Source organism: Paenibacillus massiliensis 2301065 = DSM 16942, assembly GCF_000377505.1.
In the GTDB taxonomy this organism is placed as follows: Bacteria; Bacillota; Bacilli; order Paenibacillales; family Paenibacillaceae; genus Paenibacillus; species Paenibacillus massiliensis.
Genome location: NZ_KB898190.1, coordinates 178735 through 194147 on the forward strand (window position 1 = coordinate 178735; position 15413 = coordinate 194147).

The 15413-nt window shown below is 49.5% G+C and carries 14 protein-coding genes; 6 read left to right on the top strand and 8 right to left on the bottom strand.

All coding sequences use genetic code 11. The features are described from left to right. Positions 1-17 precede the first annotated feature (17 nt). A complete protein-coding gene (locus D328_RS0113485; protein WP_018885551.1) occupies positions 18-803 on the bottom strand; it encodes an AraC family transcriptional regulator in 786 nt (261 codons plus the stop codon). 6 nt (positions 804-809) lie between these two features. Next, entirely contained in the window at positions 810-2396 is a 1587-nt protein-coding gene (gene pdxR, locus D328_RS0113490; RefSeq protein WP_033413037.1) for a MocR-like pyridoxine biosynthesis transcription factor PdxR, read from the bottom strand. A 156-nt stretch (positions 2397-2552) separates the two neighbouring features. Between pdxR and D328_RS0113495 the strand changes: the two genes are divergently transcribed. Together D328_RS0113495 and D328_RS0113500 are read left to right on the top strand one after the other, a co-directional pair. After that, complete coding sequence (locus D328_RS0113495; RefSeq protein WP_018885553.1) at positions 2553-3170, top strand: pyridoxamine 5'-phosphate oxidase family protein; 618 nt, start codon at positions 2553-2555, stop codon at positions 3168-3170. A 146-nt stretch (positions 3171-3316) separates the two neighbouring features. Continuing rightward, positions 3317-4609 carry an aminotransferase class I/II-fold pyridoxal phosphate-dependent enzyme gene (locus D328_RS0113500; protein ID WP_018885554.1) on the top strand — a complete coding sequence of 431 codons (1293 nt, stop codon included), beginning with the start codon at positions 3317-3319 and terminating at the stop codon, positions 4607-4609. 400 nt (positions 4610-5009) lie between these two features. On the opposite strand, the gene D328_RS0113505 is transcribed toward D328_RS0113500, so the two are convergent. The 6 genes from D328_RS0113505 to D328_RS0113530 all read right to left on the bottom strand — a co-directional run bounded on the left by D328_RS0113505 (position 5010) and on the right by D328_RS0113530 (position 11076). After that, positions 5010-5789 carry a hypothetical protein gene (locus tag D328_RS0113505; protein ID WP_018885555.1) on the bottom strand — a complete coding sequence of 260 codons (780 nt, stop codon included), beginning with the start codon at positions 5787-5789 and terminating at the stop codon, positions 5010-5012. Between the two features lie 174 nt (positions 5790-5963). Continuing rightward, the gene (locus D328_RS0113510) at positions 5964-7178 is read right to left on the bottom strand and encodes an ABC transporter permease (protein ID WP_018885556.1); all 1215 of its coding nucleotides are present in this window, start codon (positions 7176-7178) and stop codon (positions 5964-5966) included. Positions 7179-7182: 4 nt separating this feature from the next. Next, the gene (locus D328_RS0113515) at positions 7183-7935 is read right to left on the bottom strand and encodes an ABC transporter ATP-binding protein (protein WP_018885557.1); all 753 of its coding nucleotides are present in this window, start codon (positions 7933-7935) and stop codon (positions 7183-7185) included. A 69-nt stretch (positions 7936-8004) separates the two neighbouring features. Further along, entirely contained in the window at positions 8005-9531 is a 1527-nt protein-coding gene (locus tag D328_RS0113520; protein WP_026281167.1) for a DEAD/DEAH box helicase, read from the bottom strand. Between the two features lie 231 nt (positions 9532-9762). Beyond that, entirely contained in the window at positions 9763-10542 is a 780-nt protein-coding gene (locus D328_RS0113525) for an SDR family NAD(P)-dependent oxidoreductase (protein WP_018885559.1), read from the bottom strand. A gap of 78 nt (positions 10543-10620) precedes the next feature. Further along, the gene (locus tag D328_RS0113530) at positions 10621-11076 is read right to left on the bottom strand and encodes a chemotaxis protein CheX (RefSeq protein WP_018885560.1); all 456 of its coding nucleotides are present in this window, start codon (positions 11074-11076) and stop codon (positions 10621-10623) included. Between the two features lie 593 nt (positions 11077-11669). On the opposite strand from D328_RS0113530, the gene D328_RS0113535 reads away from it, so the two are divergent. The 4 genes from D328_RS0113535 (at position 11670) to D328_RS29100 (ending at position 15385) form a co-directional block, all read left to right on the top strand. Continuing rightward, the gene (locus tag D328_RS0113535) at positions 11670-12572 is read left to right on the top strand and encodes a LysR family transcriptional regulator (protein ID WP_018885561.1); all 903 of its coding nucleotides are present in this window, start codon (positions 11670-11672) and stop codon (positions 12570-12572) included. Between the two features lie 18 nt (positions 12573-12590). Next, positions 12591-13400: a histidinol-phosphatase gene (locus tag D328_RS0113540; protein WP_018885562.1), complete on the top strand. Its 810-nt coding sequence runs from the start codon at positions 12591-12593 to the stop codon at positions 13398-13400. 394 nt (positions 13401-13794) lie between these two features. Beyond that, positions 13795-14343, top strand: coding sequence for a sigma-70 family RNA polymerase sigma factor (locus D328_RS0113545; protein ID WP_018885563.1), 549 nt, complete (start codon positions 13795-13797; stop codon positions 14341-14343). Beyond that, the gene (locus D328_RS29100; protein ID WP_018885564.1) at positions 14315-15385 is read left to right on the top strand and encodes a DUF4179 domain-containing protein; all 1071 of its coding nucleotides are present in this window, start codon (positions 14315-14317) and stop codon (positions 15383-15385) included. The genes D328_RS0113545 and D328_RS29100 overlap by 29 nt, the downstream gene beginning before the upstream one ends. Positions 15386-15413 lie beyond the last annotated feature (28 nt).

Sequence of the window (15413 nt, forward strand, 5' to 3'; positions counted from 1 at the left end):
TTGAACGAAGATCATGGCTAACGTATCTCCGATGGGCTTTTCCCCGTATATTGCTTGAACTGTCGGCTGAAGAAAAAGATGTCCCTGTAGCCTAGCGCCTCCGCTACCTCCGTAACATTCATACCTGCATGCAGGAGCAGATGCTGCGCACGCTCAATTCGCATACGGATGATATGAGCTTGCACCGATATCCCGGTCAGCTCTTTGAATTTGATGGAGAAGTATCTCGGAGACAATCCGACCCGGGCCGCCAGCTCCTCCACGCGATGCTGCATACCTGGATGCTGACGAACATAATTGGCGATCTCATAGATCCCTTCCTCCAGATGATGGCTGACGGTACGGACTACCTTCTCCTGCCGATCTGCCCGCAGCAGATGGATAAGCAGTTGTTGCAGCAAGAGCCGCCCTTCCTCAATAGCGCCATAGGCTTGCTCCAAAGACAGTCGTACATACCTGGACAACATATGCTCGAAGTCCACCGTCTCCTCCAGCACCCGATAACGCTCAGGCACAGGCTCGGGGGTGGCCTCGACATCAAAATGAATATACGTAAGAACAAGTGGGCGCTGCGGATTGTGCACGGCACTTGTATAATCTCCAGGCCTGAACAGGAAGCAGCTGCCGGCTCCCACCTCATAATTCTCTTGATTGACCGTGACCGTGCCTTCCCCACTCCATACATAGAACAGATCGTAATTAGGCATCGGCTTCTCACGCGGCTGCCATCTCCAGCCTGGTTCACATACGATTTTGGCAAATGCCGGGAGCAGCACAAGCTGCGATGGTTGCATATGAAGCACTTCTTCCTACCTCCTGTCCAAATCCTGTTGTTCGCCTTGCTTCTGCAAGTCCAGCACATCCTGCCATGCCAGTTGCATACGCCGGGCCCCTTCCTCCAGCTGCTGTTCATCCAGATGCGAGAAGCCGAAGCTCACCGCTGGAACCGAGGGAGACAAGCTATAGTCCTTCATGTCCCTCATCCAGACACCACGCACAGCTGCAGCTCGCCTGAACACCTCGTAGCTCGCCGGGTCCTGCCGCCAGCGTCCGAAGACATGTAGACCTGCATCGGTTGGCTCCAGGTCAAATAATGAATCTGTATAATACTTCATCCATGTAGTGAAGACAGAATATCGTATCTCATACAAGCGCGTAAGACGACGCAGATGGCGAGCATAGCTACCTCTCGTCATGAAATAAGCCATAGCCCGCTGCTCCAGCTGCCCGGAAGGGATCGGATCATATAGCTGCTTGGCCGACAGCAAAGGTTCCACTAGTGAGGGAGGTACTACAGCGAAGCCTACACGGAAATCCTCCGGCATCGTCTTGGAGAAGGACCCTACATAGATCACGCGTTCCTCTGTGTCCAGTGCCTTCAAGGGCTCGATCGGCCTGCCTCCCCAGCGGAATTCGCTGTCGTAGTCATCCTCTACAATGACGGCCCCCGTTCGCGAAGCCCAGCTTAACAGCTCTCTTCTGCGCTGCAGACTTAGCACTGCTCCAGTGGGAAATTGGCGGGCTGGTGTCACGAATAGCAGCCGAGCCTTCCAGTCGTCCGGGATGATCCCTTCCCGGTCAAGCTCTGCGGCTACAATCCGCCCATCACAGACCGCGACTGCTCTGCGAATTCCAGGATAGCATAGCTGCTCCAGCACCACCTCATCCTGCTCCTGTATAAGCAGCTGCGTCAGCAGCGCAATGCCGTGCATTGAGCCATTGAACAAAATAATTCGCTCTGCCAATGTACGGATACCTCGTGTCAGGCGCAGGTGGGCAGCGATGGCTTCCCGCAATTCAAGGCTTCCTTTCGCATCAGTCACCCCTCGATTCACTGCGCTAGCCGCTGCAGCTGCTGAAAGCGACCTTCGCCATTCTGCATCGGGAAAATGATCCTCTGGCATGCGGCGAGGCACAAAGCTGATGTCGCTTGGGCTCGGAGCATCCGCAGTGCCTGGCGTGTGTATGGCACCCCCAAAGGAATACTGTGACGCCTCAGCCTCAGGTAAACGGTTTGACGACGTAAAGGAAGGGCACAGCCTACCTTCATCCTGCTGACGAGGGGGCAGCTTCGTGCTCATGACTCGTCTGGCCCATGGAGAGAGAAGGATCGGCGCTTCCTCTGTTGGACTGGAGACCGAGGTCGCTGCAAACGCTACGTAGGTACCGCTTCCGATCTCGGTGTGCACATAGCCATCCGCCTGTAGCATCTCATAAGCCTCGGCTACCGAACCACGCGAAAGTCCATAATGCTTGGCCATCCAGCGCGAAGACGGAAGACGCGTGCCCTCCTCCAATCTCCCCTCCCAGATGGCATCCTTGAGCGCATGGTAGAGCGCAGCATATTTATACCGATACCGCTCTATATAAGATTCCAGCGGCAGCATAAAGTCCATGATCTTCAACTCCATAAGAGTCAAAATTGACTCCAAATAAGTGGCCTATACAAATTACTTTAAAGTGGATCTATTTTCATGTCAATTTTCGTTTTATGCTAGTTACATATCTCGAACCGGCCGGCTAGAGCATACGATGAAGGAGGCTATTTGAGTATGCGAAGAAAAGAATTCAGCGTAGAAGAGGAGCAGGATATTCAGGAATTTCTGGATCATATGACGTTCGGCTTTCTGGGAACCGTGACCCAAGAGGGAGAGCCGCGCGTGACTCCACTTAATTTTGTGTATGAGAACGGAATTATTTATTTTCATGGTAGCTACGCTGGAGAGAAAATGAAGAATATAAAGGCTCATGCTCAGGTCAGCTTCACCGTGGCTGAGGAATATTCGCTCATCCCCTCCTACTACACAGATGCGGAGCTTGCCTGCCCAGCAACCGCGTATTTTAAAAGTGTTACCCTACTCGGACATGCGGAGGCTGTCACGGATCTGGAGGAGAAGGCAGCCGTACTCGGCGCATTCATGCGCAAGCTCCAGCCAGAGGGCAGATATGCCCCTATTCAGGCCAGTGATGAACGCTACCGTGTTGCACTCAAGGGCGTGTCCGTAACCCGGATCATGCCTTCCTCGCTGACAGCCAAGTTCAAATTTGGGCAAAACCTGAGTGCAGGGGCCCGGAAGGAGATGACTGAACGACTGGAGGAACGTGCTCAAGGTAAGGACTTTCAGACTGCAGAGCTCATGCGTAAATATTGTCCTTTCCATTCTTCTTGATTTTCCCTGTGACGATGCGCTTTTTCGGGTGACTGTGCCGCGGTGAAATGCTATAATGTATGGCAATTAGTAATTAGAACTAGATGGTGCCATGCTGCCCTGCGGTACAGGGTCATGCATTTCCATCGACTGGAAGGATGAACCGAATGAATTCATTGGCTGAGCAATTGAATCACACGCTTCACACCGAGCAAGTGCATGTATACGAAATGCTCTCCACCCTCGGCAAAGAAATCTACTTTCCGAAGGAAGGTATTCTGAGTCAATCTGCCGAAGCAGGGAAGCTGGCCCAAAAATACAATGCCACCATTGGTATCGCTACTGAACAAGGCGGCCCAATGCACCTGAGTGTCATTCAGGAGAAGCTGTCGGCTTTCCAACCGAAGGATCTGTATCCTTATGCCCCTCCTGCGGGCAAGCCTGAGCTGCGTACAGCTTGGCGTAGCAAAATGCTGGTGGAGAACCCATCCTTACAACATAAATCCTTCGGCACTCCCATCGTGACGAATGCATTGACCCACGGTCTCAGTATCGTGGCTGATCTGTTCGCTGACGAAGGCGATGCTGTCATTTATCCGGACAAGAACTGGGAGAACTACGAGCTGACCTTCGGTGTCCGTCGTCATGCTCGTCTCGTCAATTATCCGCTGTTCACAGAGGATATGCGGTTCAACAGTCAAGGCTTGCGCGAGGCGCTCATGGCTCAGCAGGAGCAGGGCAAAGCGATCGTGCTGCTCAACTTCCCGAACAACCCGACTGGCTACACTCCGGGTCTTGAGGAAGGTAACGAGATTGTTGCCGCCATCCGCGATGCTGCTGAAGCCGGGATCAACGTCGTGGTGGTTACGGACGACGCCTACTTTGGACTATTCTTTGAGGAATCCTTGCAGGAGTCCCTTTTTGGCAAACTTGCAAATATCCACCCACGGGTGCTGGCTGTCAAAATTGACGGTGCCACCAAGGAAGAGTATGTATGGGGCTTCCGCGTCGGCTTCATCACCTATGCTTCTGACAGCAGCGAGGTCCTCTCCGCTCTGGAGCAAAAGACACTGGGTATCATTCGTGCCACCATCTCCAGCGGTCCACACCCGTCCCAGACCTTCGTGCTGGATGCGCTGCAGTCACCGGAATTCGAAGCCCAAAAGGCTGAGAAATTCGCAGTGATGAAGGGTCGGGCGAACAAGGTCAAGGCATTGCTGGACACAGGCAAGTATGATGATGCATGGGAATACTATCCGTTCAACTCCGGCTACTTCATGTGTCTGAAGCTGAAGAAGGTCCATGCCGAGGAACTGCGCACTCATCTGCTGCAGCAATATGGCGTAGGCACCATCGCTCTTGGTGAGCATGATCTGCGCATTGCTTTCTCCTGTATTGCAGAGGAGTATCTGGAGGATCTGTACAATCTTGTGTACCAGGCCTATCAGGATTTGGTGTAATTACTGGAACTAGAAGAGGGCGATCACGCGTATGTACGCAGTGATCGCCCTTGTTTTTGCTCTGTTTATACAAGATATATTAAAGTCTAGAAGGAATTAATCCATAAAATAAAAGTCGTCCTCTATTCCCCCATCAAAGTTAAATAACACTCTGTGTAGTCCTATATTTTTACCACGGTACCTTATCGGAATAGATACAGCTACATGATTATAGTTGAAATGCGGATAATTTGAATATATTATGGACAATGATTGGATTTTCATTTCTAAGAAAGCAGTTGAATAATCAGGAAAATCCCCCACAAATTCTTACGGATATTTTTTCTATAACTTTTCCCTTGATTCAGTTCTCTCCTGACAAGTGAGGTGCTTACTGGAATATTGGCTCAATCCACCCCTTCTATTTAAAAGTACCATCCTGTAACTCACTAAGACTAATCTCGAACTCCGCATGGTCTCCAATCGCATGGGGTACTTCAAAGGAGATGCCCAATGAGTCATTCGTAATATATGTGTAGATACCTAATTCGTTCTGCTCGCTAAACTCATCAGAATGTTCCAAATAGGAAATTAACTCATGATTAGTATAACTATTAAAATAATCCTTAGCTTCTGATTCAACTTCTAAATCTGGATCATATGTTACATATTTTGCTTTTCTCAGCAGTTCCAAAAAAGTATCGTTTATAATTAACAAGTCTGTAATTCCGATCCTCTTCTCAGTGATTAAATCAACATTAGTTGTAAAAGAAATATTAACAGGGTAAGCGCCAGTTGTAGTGTAACTAGTACCCAGGTATTGAATACTCAGCAATTCTTTTCCGATGCGACGTGGAGTGAAGTCCAGTTGAATTTCCATGTCTGGATTATCCTCTATATAACTTTCCAAGGCTCTCAAAACATCATTTTTCAGCATTTTGTTGATTCTATTTTGTTTTTCTGAATCTTCTAAATGAACAAGCACAGGGTATAGACTCTTTACATTACCGTGAGTATAAATTGCCTTCTGGAAGTATTGTTTATTCTCACTTTGGTCAACGCTTTCTTTCCTAGTCTCTACATCCTTAAAATCTCTTGATAAGTTAGTAGATGTTTCGTTCTCGCTAGTCGGCAATCCATTGTTACTTAATCCACAAGAAGTCAGGATACACACGAAGATGATCATCATACACAATTTCATAAAGAAACTCCCTACCTAATCTAGTGTGTGTCTGTTCAGTAAACCCACTGTAGAATTGTTCATGGTACTTCCAAAATAAAACAAGGGAGCCTGACTTCGGCTCCCTCTCACTTTATAAATTCTATATTTACCTCGCTATCCCAACTCCCAACTAACCTCGCCAGACAAGCTCTGCTACTCATCCTCTTCCGCCTTAGCCCAGCGTCTGGCCTGAGAAGCTCTCATCAACAGCAGCACAACTCCACCGCCAGCCAAGGTCAATACACTCATCCCCAATCGCTCCATTCCGCCGCTAAGCAAAGGGAGCCAGAGCAAGATAACGATTGGTAGGATCATGCGCGTAATAAAACTAAGGAAAGCCTGCTTGCGCTGCTCCGACGTAATCGGATATAGCTGTAGCCACAGCGATTCCTGATGACTGCGACGCAGAGAGGTGATCTGAAGACCAATGAGCAACAGGAAGAGCAGGTACAACAGACTGCCAAGCCATCCGGATGCCGTAAAGCCAACGAGCAAGAGACCAAGCACCAATAAGCGGATGACAATCCCCGCAGCCTCGGTGCGAGTGAAGGTCTTGGTTAAGAGAAAGCGATAAGCATTGGCTCGATTCCAGCCCATCCCGGCTCCTAGCCAGGAAAGCCAACTGCGTGATGTAATCTGCTGTCCCAATGCGGGCACATCTACGAACCAGCTTAATACGCGCATCAGTCTGCCACCATTGCTCTTCTCTTGGGCGATCAACAGCTCCCATGGCACCGGATGCTTGATGGGGAGGCGCAGCAGAATCAGATACAACACAGCAATGAGCACAATGAATGGAAGGCTCCGCAATGGCGGATACCACCACCAGGCTCCCAGAATGAGCAGGGCAAGCACCCATCTACCTACTGCAAACACTCTTCGCAGTGATGGAGAGACCATTCTAAGCTCCTGCCATCCGCCATAGCCTGACAAGCCCTTAACCAACAGGAGCAGGACGACTGACAGAATCAGTTCTCTCGGCTCTACCTCACTGCGCACGTACAGCGGCCACAGGATCATCAGCAGCAATAGCATACCTATTGCCTTATAGGTGACTCCTCTTGTATGTACACTCCGAAAATAAGCCTGCATTCGATACTCTTGCGGACGCAGGAAGACGATATCCGCATCCGTCAGATAGGTCCGGTAGCTGCTATAAGCAACAGGAATCAGTACGAGCAGCATGATCCAACGGATGGGCAGTTCCGCTGGAACGTTCTGCAGCAGCGAGGTGTACCATGCTGCGAATGCAATCATGATAAAGGCAAACACAGCAGCAAGTCCACTCTGCAGCACATACCCGAGATAAGGTAGGATTTGCTTCCAGAACGACGCTCTTCTGTCTTGCAGAAGCTTGTTCAAGTCCATGGCTTTAATCCCTGTCCTGTACTAGAGAATAGAATACTTCCTCCAGCGGGACGCCCGGTTTCCCTGCCTGTGCTCTGACCTCATCCAAAGTGCCCTTGGCAATGATGGAGCCATGATGCAGCACCACGAACCGATCACAATAATTCTCAATGGTAGACAGAATATGTGAGCTAAGCAGAATGGACGAGCCTGAATTCCGAATCTCCAGCATGAAATCCAGCAAAGACCGTATCCCCAGCGGATCTAGTCCCAGAAATGGTTCATCAATGATATACAGCGGTGGCCTTGCCAAAAAGGCGCACATAATCATCACCTTCTGACGCATCCCCTTGGATAAGTGGATCGACAGACTGCCGCTCTTCTCCTTCATCCGGAACAAATCCAACAGCATCGCTGATCTCGTGCGAAAATCCTCCTCACTCACACCATAAGCACGAGCTGTGAACTCCAGATGCTCCATCACTGTAAGCTCTGGATATAGCTCAGGTGCCTCCGGGACAAAAGCGATTCCGGCCTGATATTGCTCCGGCTGCTGTTCCCTGGTCGAGCCCTGTACCCGAATTACTCCGCTATGCGGCGTCATGAGTCCCAGAATATGCTTCATGGTCGTGCTCTTGCCTGCTCCATTCAGGCCGATCAGACCGATCATCTCCCCGGGACGTACCTCCAGTGAGATATCGTGCAGTACAGGACGCTTGGCGCTGTAGCCGCCCGTCAGTCCGCTAATCTCCAATACAGGCTTCTGTTCCTGTTGCATGGCTTCCCCTCTTTTCCGTTCCGGGCGCCGCGACACATGACTCTCGGCAGCGCCTGCGTATTGATCTATTTATTCACGGGTTGATTCATCTGAGCGGGATGCTTTTTCCTTGAGCCACTTCGGTGCTCCTTTATTCTTGCGATCCCGATCCCGATCACGCTGACTCTTCAGCGGACTGCGACCAGATGTGTTGGCACTTCTCCCTGCACGTTCCGATCGCTCAGGGGACGGACCTGTACGACTGGTGCTCTTACGACCGCCATTCGTGGTGCTGGTGGTCTTACCGCTATTACTATTACTGCTATTATTCCCATTACCGCTGTTACCGCTGTTGCTCCTATTACTGCTACTACGTTTGCTGCTATCCTGCTTATGGCTATCTTGCTTACTGCCATTACTCATATTGTGACTGGCGCTGCCCGTTCTGGCATGTCGCGGGGCGGAGTAGGCCTTCTGCTCATCCAGACTGAGCACCTTGCCGTCCTGAAGCACACGCTGCTGAATGCTCTCCCCGATCTCCCGTGAGAATTTGCGCATAATGAATTCTTCGCGCTCAGTGACGATGGAGACCACCGTTCCCTTTTTACCCATCCGACCTGTGCGGCCTGCCCGGTGCACATAGTGCTCGGCATCGGTAGCCGGGTCATAGTGGATAACCATGTCCAGCCCCTCGACATCCAGTCCGCGAGCCGCCACATCCGAGGCGATCAGCAGCTTCAGCTTGTCATTGCGGAATTGCGACATGACGCGAGCCCGGGTGACCTTATCCGCATCCCCGTATAGAGCCGCAGCACTTAAGCCTACATAGTTCATCTTTGCTTCGACTTCGCCCAGATCGTCCGTGACGTTAACGAAGACAATGGCTTTGCGCGGATTATATTGCCTTACGATCCGGCGAAGCATATCCGCCTTGTCACGCTCCTCGCACACAAAATAAAGATGCTGAAGCCCCTCAGCCGTTACTCGGCTCGGATCAATACCTACCTCAGCTGGCTCTCTCATCTCCTGACGGGCCAGTCCCCGAATCTCATCATTCAGCGTAGCAGACAGGAAGACCAGCTGGCGGTCCCGAAGAGCGCTCTTCAGAATGTTGCGTACCTCGCCAGAGTCTCCGAGCTTGAACATCTGATCTACTTCATCCACGACGATCGTAGATACCTTGTGCATCTTCAGCTTACGCAATGCAAGCAGCTCACGCACCCGTCCAGGGGTACCGACCACCAAGGCTGGATGTTCACGCAGCTTGTCAATCTGGCGCTTGACTGCCGCTCCGCCGATCAGACCAAGCACCCCGATGCCCAGACTCTCACCGTAACGCTGCGCCTCACGGACGATCTGCATGGCAAGCTCCTGACTGGGAGCCAGCACCAGCTTCTGGGTACTCTTTTCAGCAGGATTAATAGACTGAAGAAGGGGCAGCAAGTATGCCAAAGTCTTCCCTGTACCCGTCTGCGATCTGGCGAGCACATCCCGTCCCTCCAGAATTAGCGGGATGGTCTCCTGCTGCACTGGCGATGGCTGCGTAATGCCATGCTCTGCAAGCTTGTCCGTAAGTGATTGTTGTATATTCAATGCTGTAAAATTCAATTCTGTCAAGATCGTCCAACCCCTATACATATTTTCACCGTTGTTCATCAACAGCTTTCCTGAAGTTCAGTCTTACATACTAGCTGCACTATTTTGCAGGTGAAAGCTCTGATTCATCATCATCTTCCATTATATGCGAAAAGAGCTCCCTGACCAAATTACGTTCTTTACAGGTCCAGGAAGCCTACATGCAGACAGCCCTTCTCACGCAAAAAAACCGGCTGTCAGTACACAGCCAGTCTATTTCTGATTCATAATCCCATGGGTAAGCCGATCGGCCAGCCTGGGAAATAGCTGATACAGCCGGATCGCCGCGGAGGCCAGTCTCGGCAAGTTGACCTCTTCCTTACGCTTCTCCATCGCACGTACAATCTGTTCTGCGACCTGCTCCGGCTTGAGCATCATCCATCTGACGTTGCTGACATAGCTTCCATTGGGATCGGCGATATCGAAGAAGGGCGTGTCTATCGGTCCAGGATTAATCGTTGTTACAGTGATCCCCGTCCCACGCATCTCCTGACGCAGTGCATTGCTGAATCCAAGCAAAGCATGCTTCGTGGCCGTATACGAAGTGGATTTGGCTGTCCCGATCTTTCCTGCCATAGAGGCGACATTGACGATTTGACCGTCCCTCCGTGCAAGCATCGCTGGCAACACAGCCTGAATGCACCGCACCGCTCCCATATAATTCACGTCCATCATACGTCCATATTCCTCAATGGGCATATCCGTGATCGCCTCAAATTTTCCATATCCAGCATTATTGAGCACGATATCTACCGCTCCGAACTCTTGCTGGATACGGGCCGCGGTCTGGGCGACCTCTTCATCACTTGTGACGTCCATGCTCATCCACTGGTGTCGGCCTTGCAGACGAGTGGAAATCGCTTGTAGCTTCTCTGCTGATCGGGCCGTCAGAACGGGAATGGCACCTCGCTGCTCAAGCAGCTCCGCACACATGGCTCCTATGCCGCTGGATGCTCCTGTAATCCATACAACCTTGTCCTTCAGCCTACTCATGATCGGTGCTCCTTTGACCTATCAGCATCCTGCATCGTCCATGCAACATGTCTGATTAGAAGAATGATATCTTCTATATTAGGAGATCATCACCTGAATATCCAGTTCACCGATTCCATCCATGACAAGAGGTATGCATAGCGCACGCTGTGGACTGATGTTGAGACTTGAGGAATTCACAACCTGCGGAGGAGTAATGTCTACTGCGACCCCTTGATTGGACAGAATCGTGCTTGCGTTACCGCTAATCATGTTACCCAGCTCGGAGATGGCACTTTTGCTCATTTCATCCATTTCTGTAATCACAAAGCCACCCATCATCGCTGACACGATCTTGAGGGCCACCTGCTCCTGAATACCGAACATCACATTACCACTCAATTGGCCCGTCATCCCGATCATGATCCAGATATGCCCGTCAATCACCTCGATGTCCTTGATACCGAGGGCTCCTGTCGAGGGAGAAATTTGAATCAACTGCTCAATGACATTACGAGCCGATTCCAGAAAAGGATTAATTACTTCCGCCTTCACGTTACCTTGCACCCCTTCGCTTATGGGTTTTTAGTCACACAACAAAAGTCCCATTTATCATTATTTGTATTATACTGTAAGATCAAAAACAATTCATTATAAATTAAAATAACACGTCACTTCTTCCTTATCGTCAAAAGGAAAGCCATTTTTTATAGCAAAAAGTACAATTTATACGAACTTTGTCCTATACGAAAATTTCACCAGTGATATTGGTAGTCTGTACCAAATTTAATTCTAAAGGACTTTAGTCTTATGTAATTTTTCGGGCAAATGAATGAGGGTATATAGCTTTCTCACATACTATTCACATACTTAAACGGTACAAGTGCTACATAAATGTAAACTACGGTCAGAGACAGGAGCATTGGGGGAAATAGCTCACTTATCCCATGATTTTCCGTTCATTTAATGAAGGAACACAATAACATGTGAGGAACCCGTAGCAGTAATTCCAGCTTGCACATGAAAAAAATAGCTGCTTTTATCACGTTCCGACGGCTCTCTCATTGCCCTAGCGCCTGGATTCACCTATAATTTAGGGATAGAAAAAAGAATTCCGGCATTGTGAACAACAGATTAGGAGGGATTCCATGAATATCAGCCAATTGGAGACCCTGCTTACCATCTCCAAAACCATGAGCTTTCGCAAGGCGGGAGAGCTGCTAAATCTGACTCAGCCTGCGGTATCCGCCCAGATCAAGAGCCTGGAGGATGAGTTCAAGACCGTGCTCGTCGATCGGAACCAGCCGGTGACCTTAACGGACCCGGGAAAGGTATTTTTAGAGCATGCCGAACGAATACTGGATGTCGTGGAGGAGCTACGCCAGAAGCTGACCGATCTGAAAGAGGTACCTCAAGGTCAGATCATTATGGGCACGACCACATCCATAGCCATTCAGATTTTACCGCGAGTACTCTCCTATTTTCAGGACCAATTCCCTCTGATCAAGACCTCCATTCAATCCATGCCCTCATCAGCCATTTATCAGCAGGTGGAGAGTGGACTGATCGATGTAGGAATCGGGTATTTGATTGAGCGCAATCCGAACCTCAGTACTTCGATTTTGTATTACGATACCTTCGAGCTTGTTGTCTCGCCCCATCACCCCTTGGCATCCAGGCCACAGGCGACGATGGAAGCTCTGCGCGAGATTCCCCTGATTCTCTTGTCACCTGATACGGTAGGCCGCCGCTTCGTTGATGATGTATTTAAGAAATTCAATATTGAGCCTCATGTAGTGATGGAATTGTCCAGCAGTGAAGAAGTAAAGCGGATGGTTGAGATTAATCTTGGAGCTGCCATCATTTCCAAGCAATCCGTAACAGCCGAGATGCGTGCCGGGACGCTCAAGCTAATCCCTGTTCGTGAGCTGGAAGTTAGTCATCCTGTAGGAGTCATCTATAAATCCACCCGTTATCTGAACTCTGCCATGCAACAATTTTTAAGCGACCTGAAGGGAATGCCGGAGACGCATTTTATCAGCTCCGAGTGACAAGGAGGAACAGACAACATGAAGTTTGACCTGCATACTCACCATTTCCGCTGCGGACATGCAGACGGCAACATAAGGGACTACATAGAAGCTGGCATAGCAGCAGGATTACAGGTGATCGGTATATCTGATCATTCCCCATACTTGTGCAGTGACAAGGATCAGGCATTCCCACAAATCTACATGGCGAAATCACAGCTAAGTGGCTACGTTGAAGAGGTTCTGAAGCTGCAGCGCGAATATGCAGGACGAATTGATGTACTGCTCGGTCTGGAGACAGACTATTTTCCGGAGCACTTCGAATTGTATCGAACAACGCTCGCTGCCTATTCATTTGATTACCTGATCGGCTCTGTACATCATGTGGAGGGTGTCAGCATTTTCAATGAGCGCCGCTGGAAGGGTCTTAGCACGGAGAAGCAGCAGGAGGTCAAGAACACCTATTACAGAATGATCAAGGATTCTGCACGGAGTGGTATGTTCCAGATTCTAGGGCATATCGACGCTATGAAGGGCAACTATCCTGCATTCTCGGATATCGAGGCCGAAGCAGCTATAGACGATACCCTGCAGACGATTGCTTCCTGCGGCATAGCCATTGAGATTAATACCTCTGGGAAGACCAAGCGAGTCGGTGGATGGTATCCGTCGAATAGCATTTTGGAACGTGCTTGTCATTATGGAGTCGAGGTTACCTTTGGTTCGGACGCTCATGTACCATCCCGTGTCGGTGATGACTGGGAGGAAGTACGCAGCCTGCTGAAGGAGATTGGCTATACATCCTGGGTATACTACAAGCAGCAGCAGAAGGTGACGGTTCCACTATAAGCTAGCTCAAGCAATCTCTCATTAGAAATGGGTCTGATCGTCACGGGCAGCCACTACGGCACTCTGGTGTGAAGGCCCATTTTTGTTTTGCGTTCTTGTTTTGCGTTCTTGTTTTGCGTATTTGTCTCACTTTTGCTTTCTTATCTTACTTTGTCCAGCTATTTTATCCTACTTTCAGGAACGTTCTAATCATTTCCATGCCTCTTCGTATCCTTCTCACCTCATGCTCTTTTCCCTGCGTATTCTTCTCCCTGTATGCCCTGCCTCCTCAATATGCCTCCCCTTATCCAGTATTGGGTTCTATATGACTCCTATGACAGCCCATTTCAAAGAATTTTGAAACGTTTTGCCAGCCTAATCTCTCTAATTCAGAGAAGAAGGAGGTAAATTAGCCTTGAGTACATATTCAGAACTGATTATCCGAGCCAAGCAGGGTGATCCGAAAGCATTTCAGGAGCTGGTCCACGCTGACAAAGAAAAGCTCTACAGAATGGCCTATATCTATATGGGGAATGAAGAGGATGCGTTGGAGGTTTTTCAGGAAACGATATATAAGGCTTTCAAGTCGATCTCCACGCTTCAGAACAACCAATACTACTCCACATGGATGACGCGGATTCTGATTAATACAGCTCTTGCCCTTCTAAGAAGAAAACAGAAAGTGATCCCTTTTAGTCCAGAAATACTTGAAAATCACGCCAGCACGGACAATGGACAGCTTGAAGATCAGCTTGATCTGCTGCAAGCACTGGACACGCTGGAAGAGAAATACAAGTCGGTGCTACTGCTACGCTTCTATAAAGATTTCACGATCAAGCAGATTGCCGAGATCCTGGATATTCCTGAAGGTACGGTCAAGACTCATATCCATCGCGGCTTGTCCAGCCTTCGCCAACAACTGAAAGGAGCCTATGATGAAGACAGAACAGATTCCTTCCTTTAAAAAGGAGATCGACAGCATCCCCGTGCCGATAGATCGACTCGATCAGATCATTTCAGCTACCTGTCAAGAGGAGCATCCGAGAAGACCATCGCCCACCCGGCTACGAAAAAAAGTGTTGTATCGTGCAAGCGCCGCCGTGGCCACACTTGGTCTGCTGCTTGGCTCAGGCTTCGTCTCTCCGGCTATGGCCAGTATCATGGCGCAGATTCCCGTAATCGGTTCAATATTTGTTCAGCAAGGAGATCCCGGGCTGAGGAATGCCAGTGAGCAGGGCTTAACTACGGCCATTGGAGAGACCCGAACCAACGATGGTACTTCGATGACCATTAACGAGGTGTTTTACGACGGAATAAGACTATCCGTGGCCTATTCCTTGGTATCGCAGCAGCCACTGGACTGGGATGCCCAACTAAGGACTGACATTACCGTGAACGGCAAAGAAACTTTCTTCAACAGAGGCCAGACCCGAACAGAAATAACACCAACCTATCATGTCGGAATTATTGACATCGACCCACCTGCTGATCTGCCGGATCAGTTCGAGCTAGGCCTTCTCTTCCATGAGGGAGAGAACAGGCAATGGAAGTTCAATATTCCTGTAATCATGCAGACTGACACGCAGCTCATTACAGTGAACCATAAGCAACGAGTAGCAGATATTGAGTTGAACGTGGCTAACATCAAAAGCAGTGCGGCTGGCATGCTGTTGACCTATAATACAATAACGAGCGAAGATGATCATTCAGATTATAGGATAACCTTTAAAGTGAAGGATCAGGAAGGCAGAAGGTTGGTAACATCTTCAGGAGGAACCAGCGTCGAGGTTCGTGATGGTATCCGTTACTCGTCCAGCACAAAATTGTTTGCACCGCTTGGTGCAGACGTCACAGCACTGACAATCACGCCATATCTGTCTTTTCCCACCAGTGGTGAAGGGGTTGCTATTGATGAAGGTCACAAGGAATCTCTGCCCGAACAGAGGTCCGCATCCAATCAGATACAGGCTACAGAACTCGACAGCTTCACGGTTATAATCCCCTAACAAAAAGGCTTTGTTAAACTTTGTTGTT

Excerpts from the sequence above, each read along its gene's own strand:
- D328_RS0113495 (WP_018885553.1), top strand. The coding sequence starts at position 2,553 with ATGCGAAGAAAAGAATTCAGCGTAGAAGAGGAGCAGGATATTCAGGAA.
- pdxR (WP_033413037.1), bottom strand. The coding sequence starts at position 2,396 with ATGGACTTTATGCTGCCGCTGGAATCTTATATAGAGCGGTATCGGTAT.
- D328_RS0113500 (WP_018885554.1), top strand. The coding sequence starts at position 3,317 with ATGAATTCATTGGCTGAGCAATTGAATCACACGCTTCACACCGAGCAA.
- D328_RS0113505 (WP_018885555.1), bottom strand. The coding sequence starts at position 5,789 with ATGAAATTGTGTATGATGATCATCTTCGTGTGTATCCTGACTTCTTGT.
- D328_RS0113535 (WP_018885561.1), top strand. The coding sequence starts at position 11,670 with ATGAATATCAGCCAATTGGAGACCCTGCTTACCATCTCCAAAACCATG.
- D328_RS29100 (WP_018885564.1), top strand. The coding sequence starts at position 14,315 with ATGAAGACAGAACAGATTCCTTCCTTTAAAAAGGAGATCGACAGCATC.
- D328_RS0113540 (WP_018885562.1), top strand. The coding sequence starts at position 12,591 with ATGAAGTTTGACCTGCATACTCACCATTTCCGCTGCGGACATGCAGAC.
- D328_RS0113515 (WP_018885557.1), bottom strand. The coding sequence starts at position 7,935 with ATGCAACAGGAACAGAAGCCTGTATTGGAGATTAGCGGACTGACGGGC.
- D328_RS0113525 (WP_018885559.1), bottom strand. The coding sequence starts at position 10,542 with ATGAGTAGGCTGAAGGACAAGGTTGTATGGATTACAGGAGCATCCAGC.
- D328_RS0113510 (WP_018885556.1), bottom strand. The coding sequence starts at position 7,178 with ATGGACTTGAACAAGCTTCTGCAAGACAGAAGAGCGTCGTTCTGGAAG.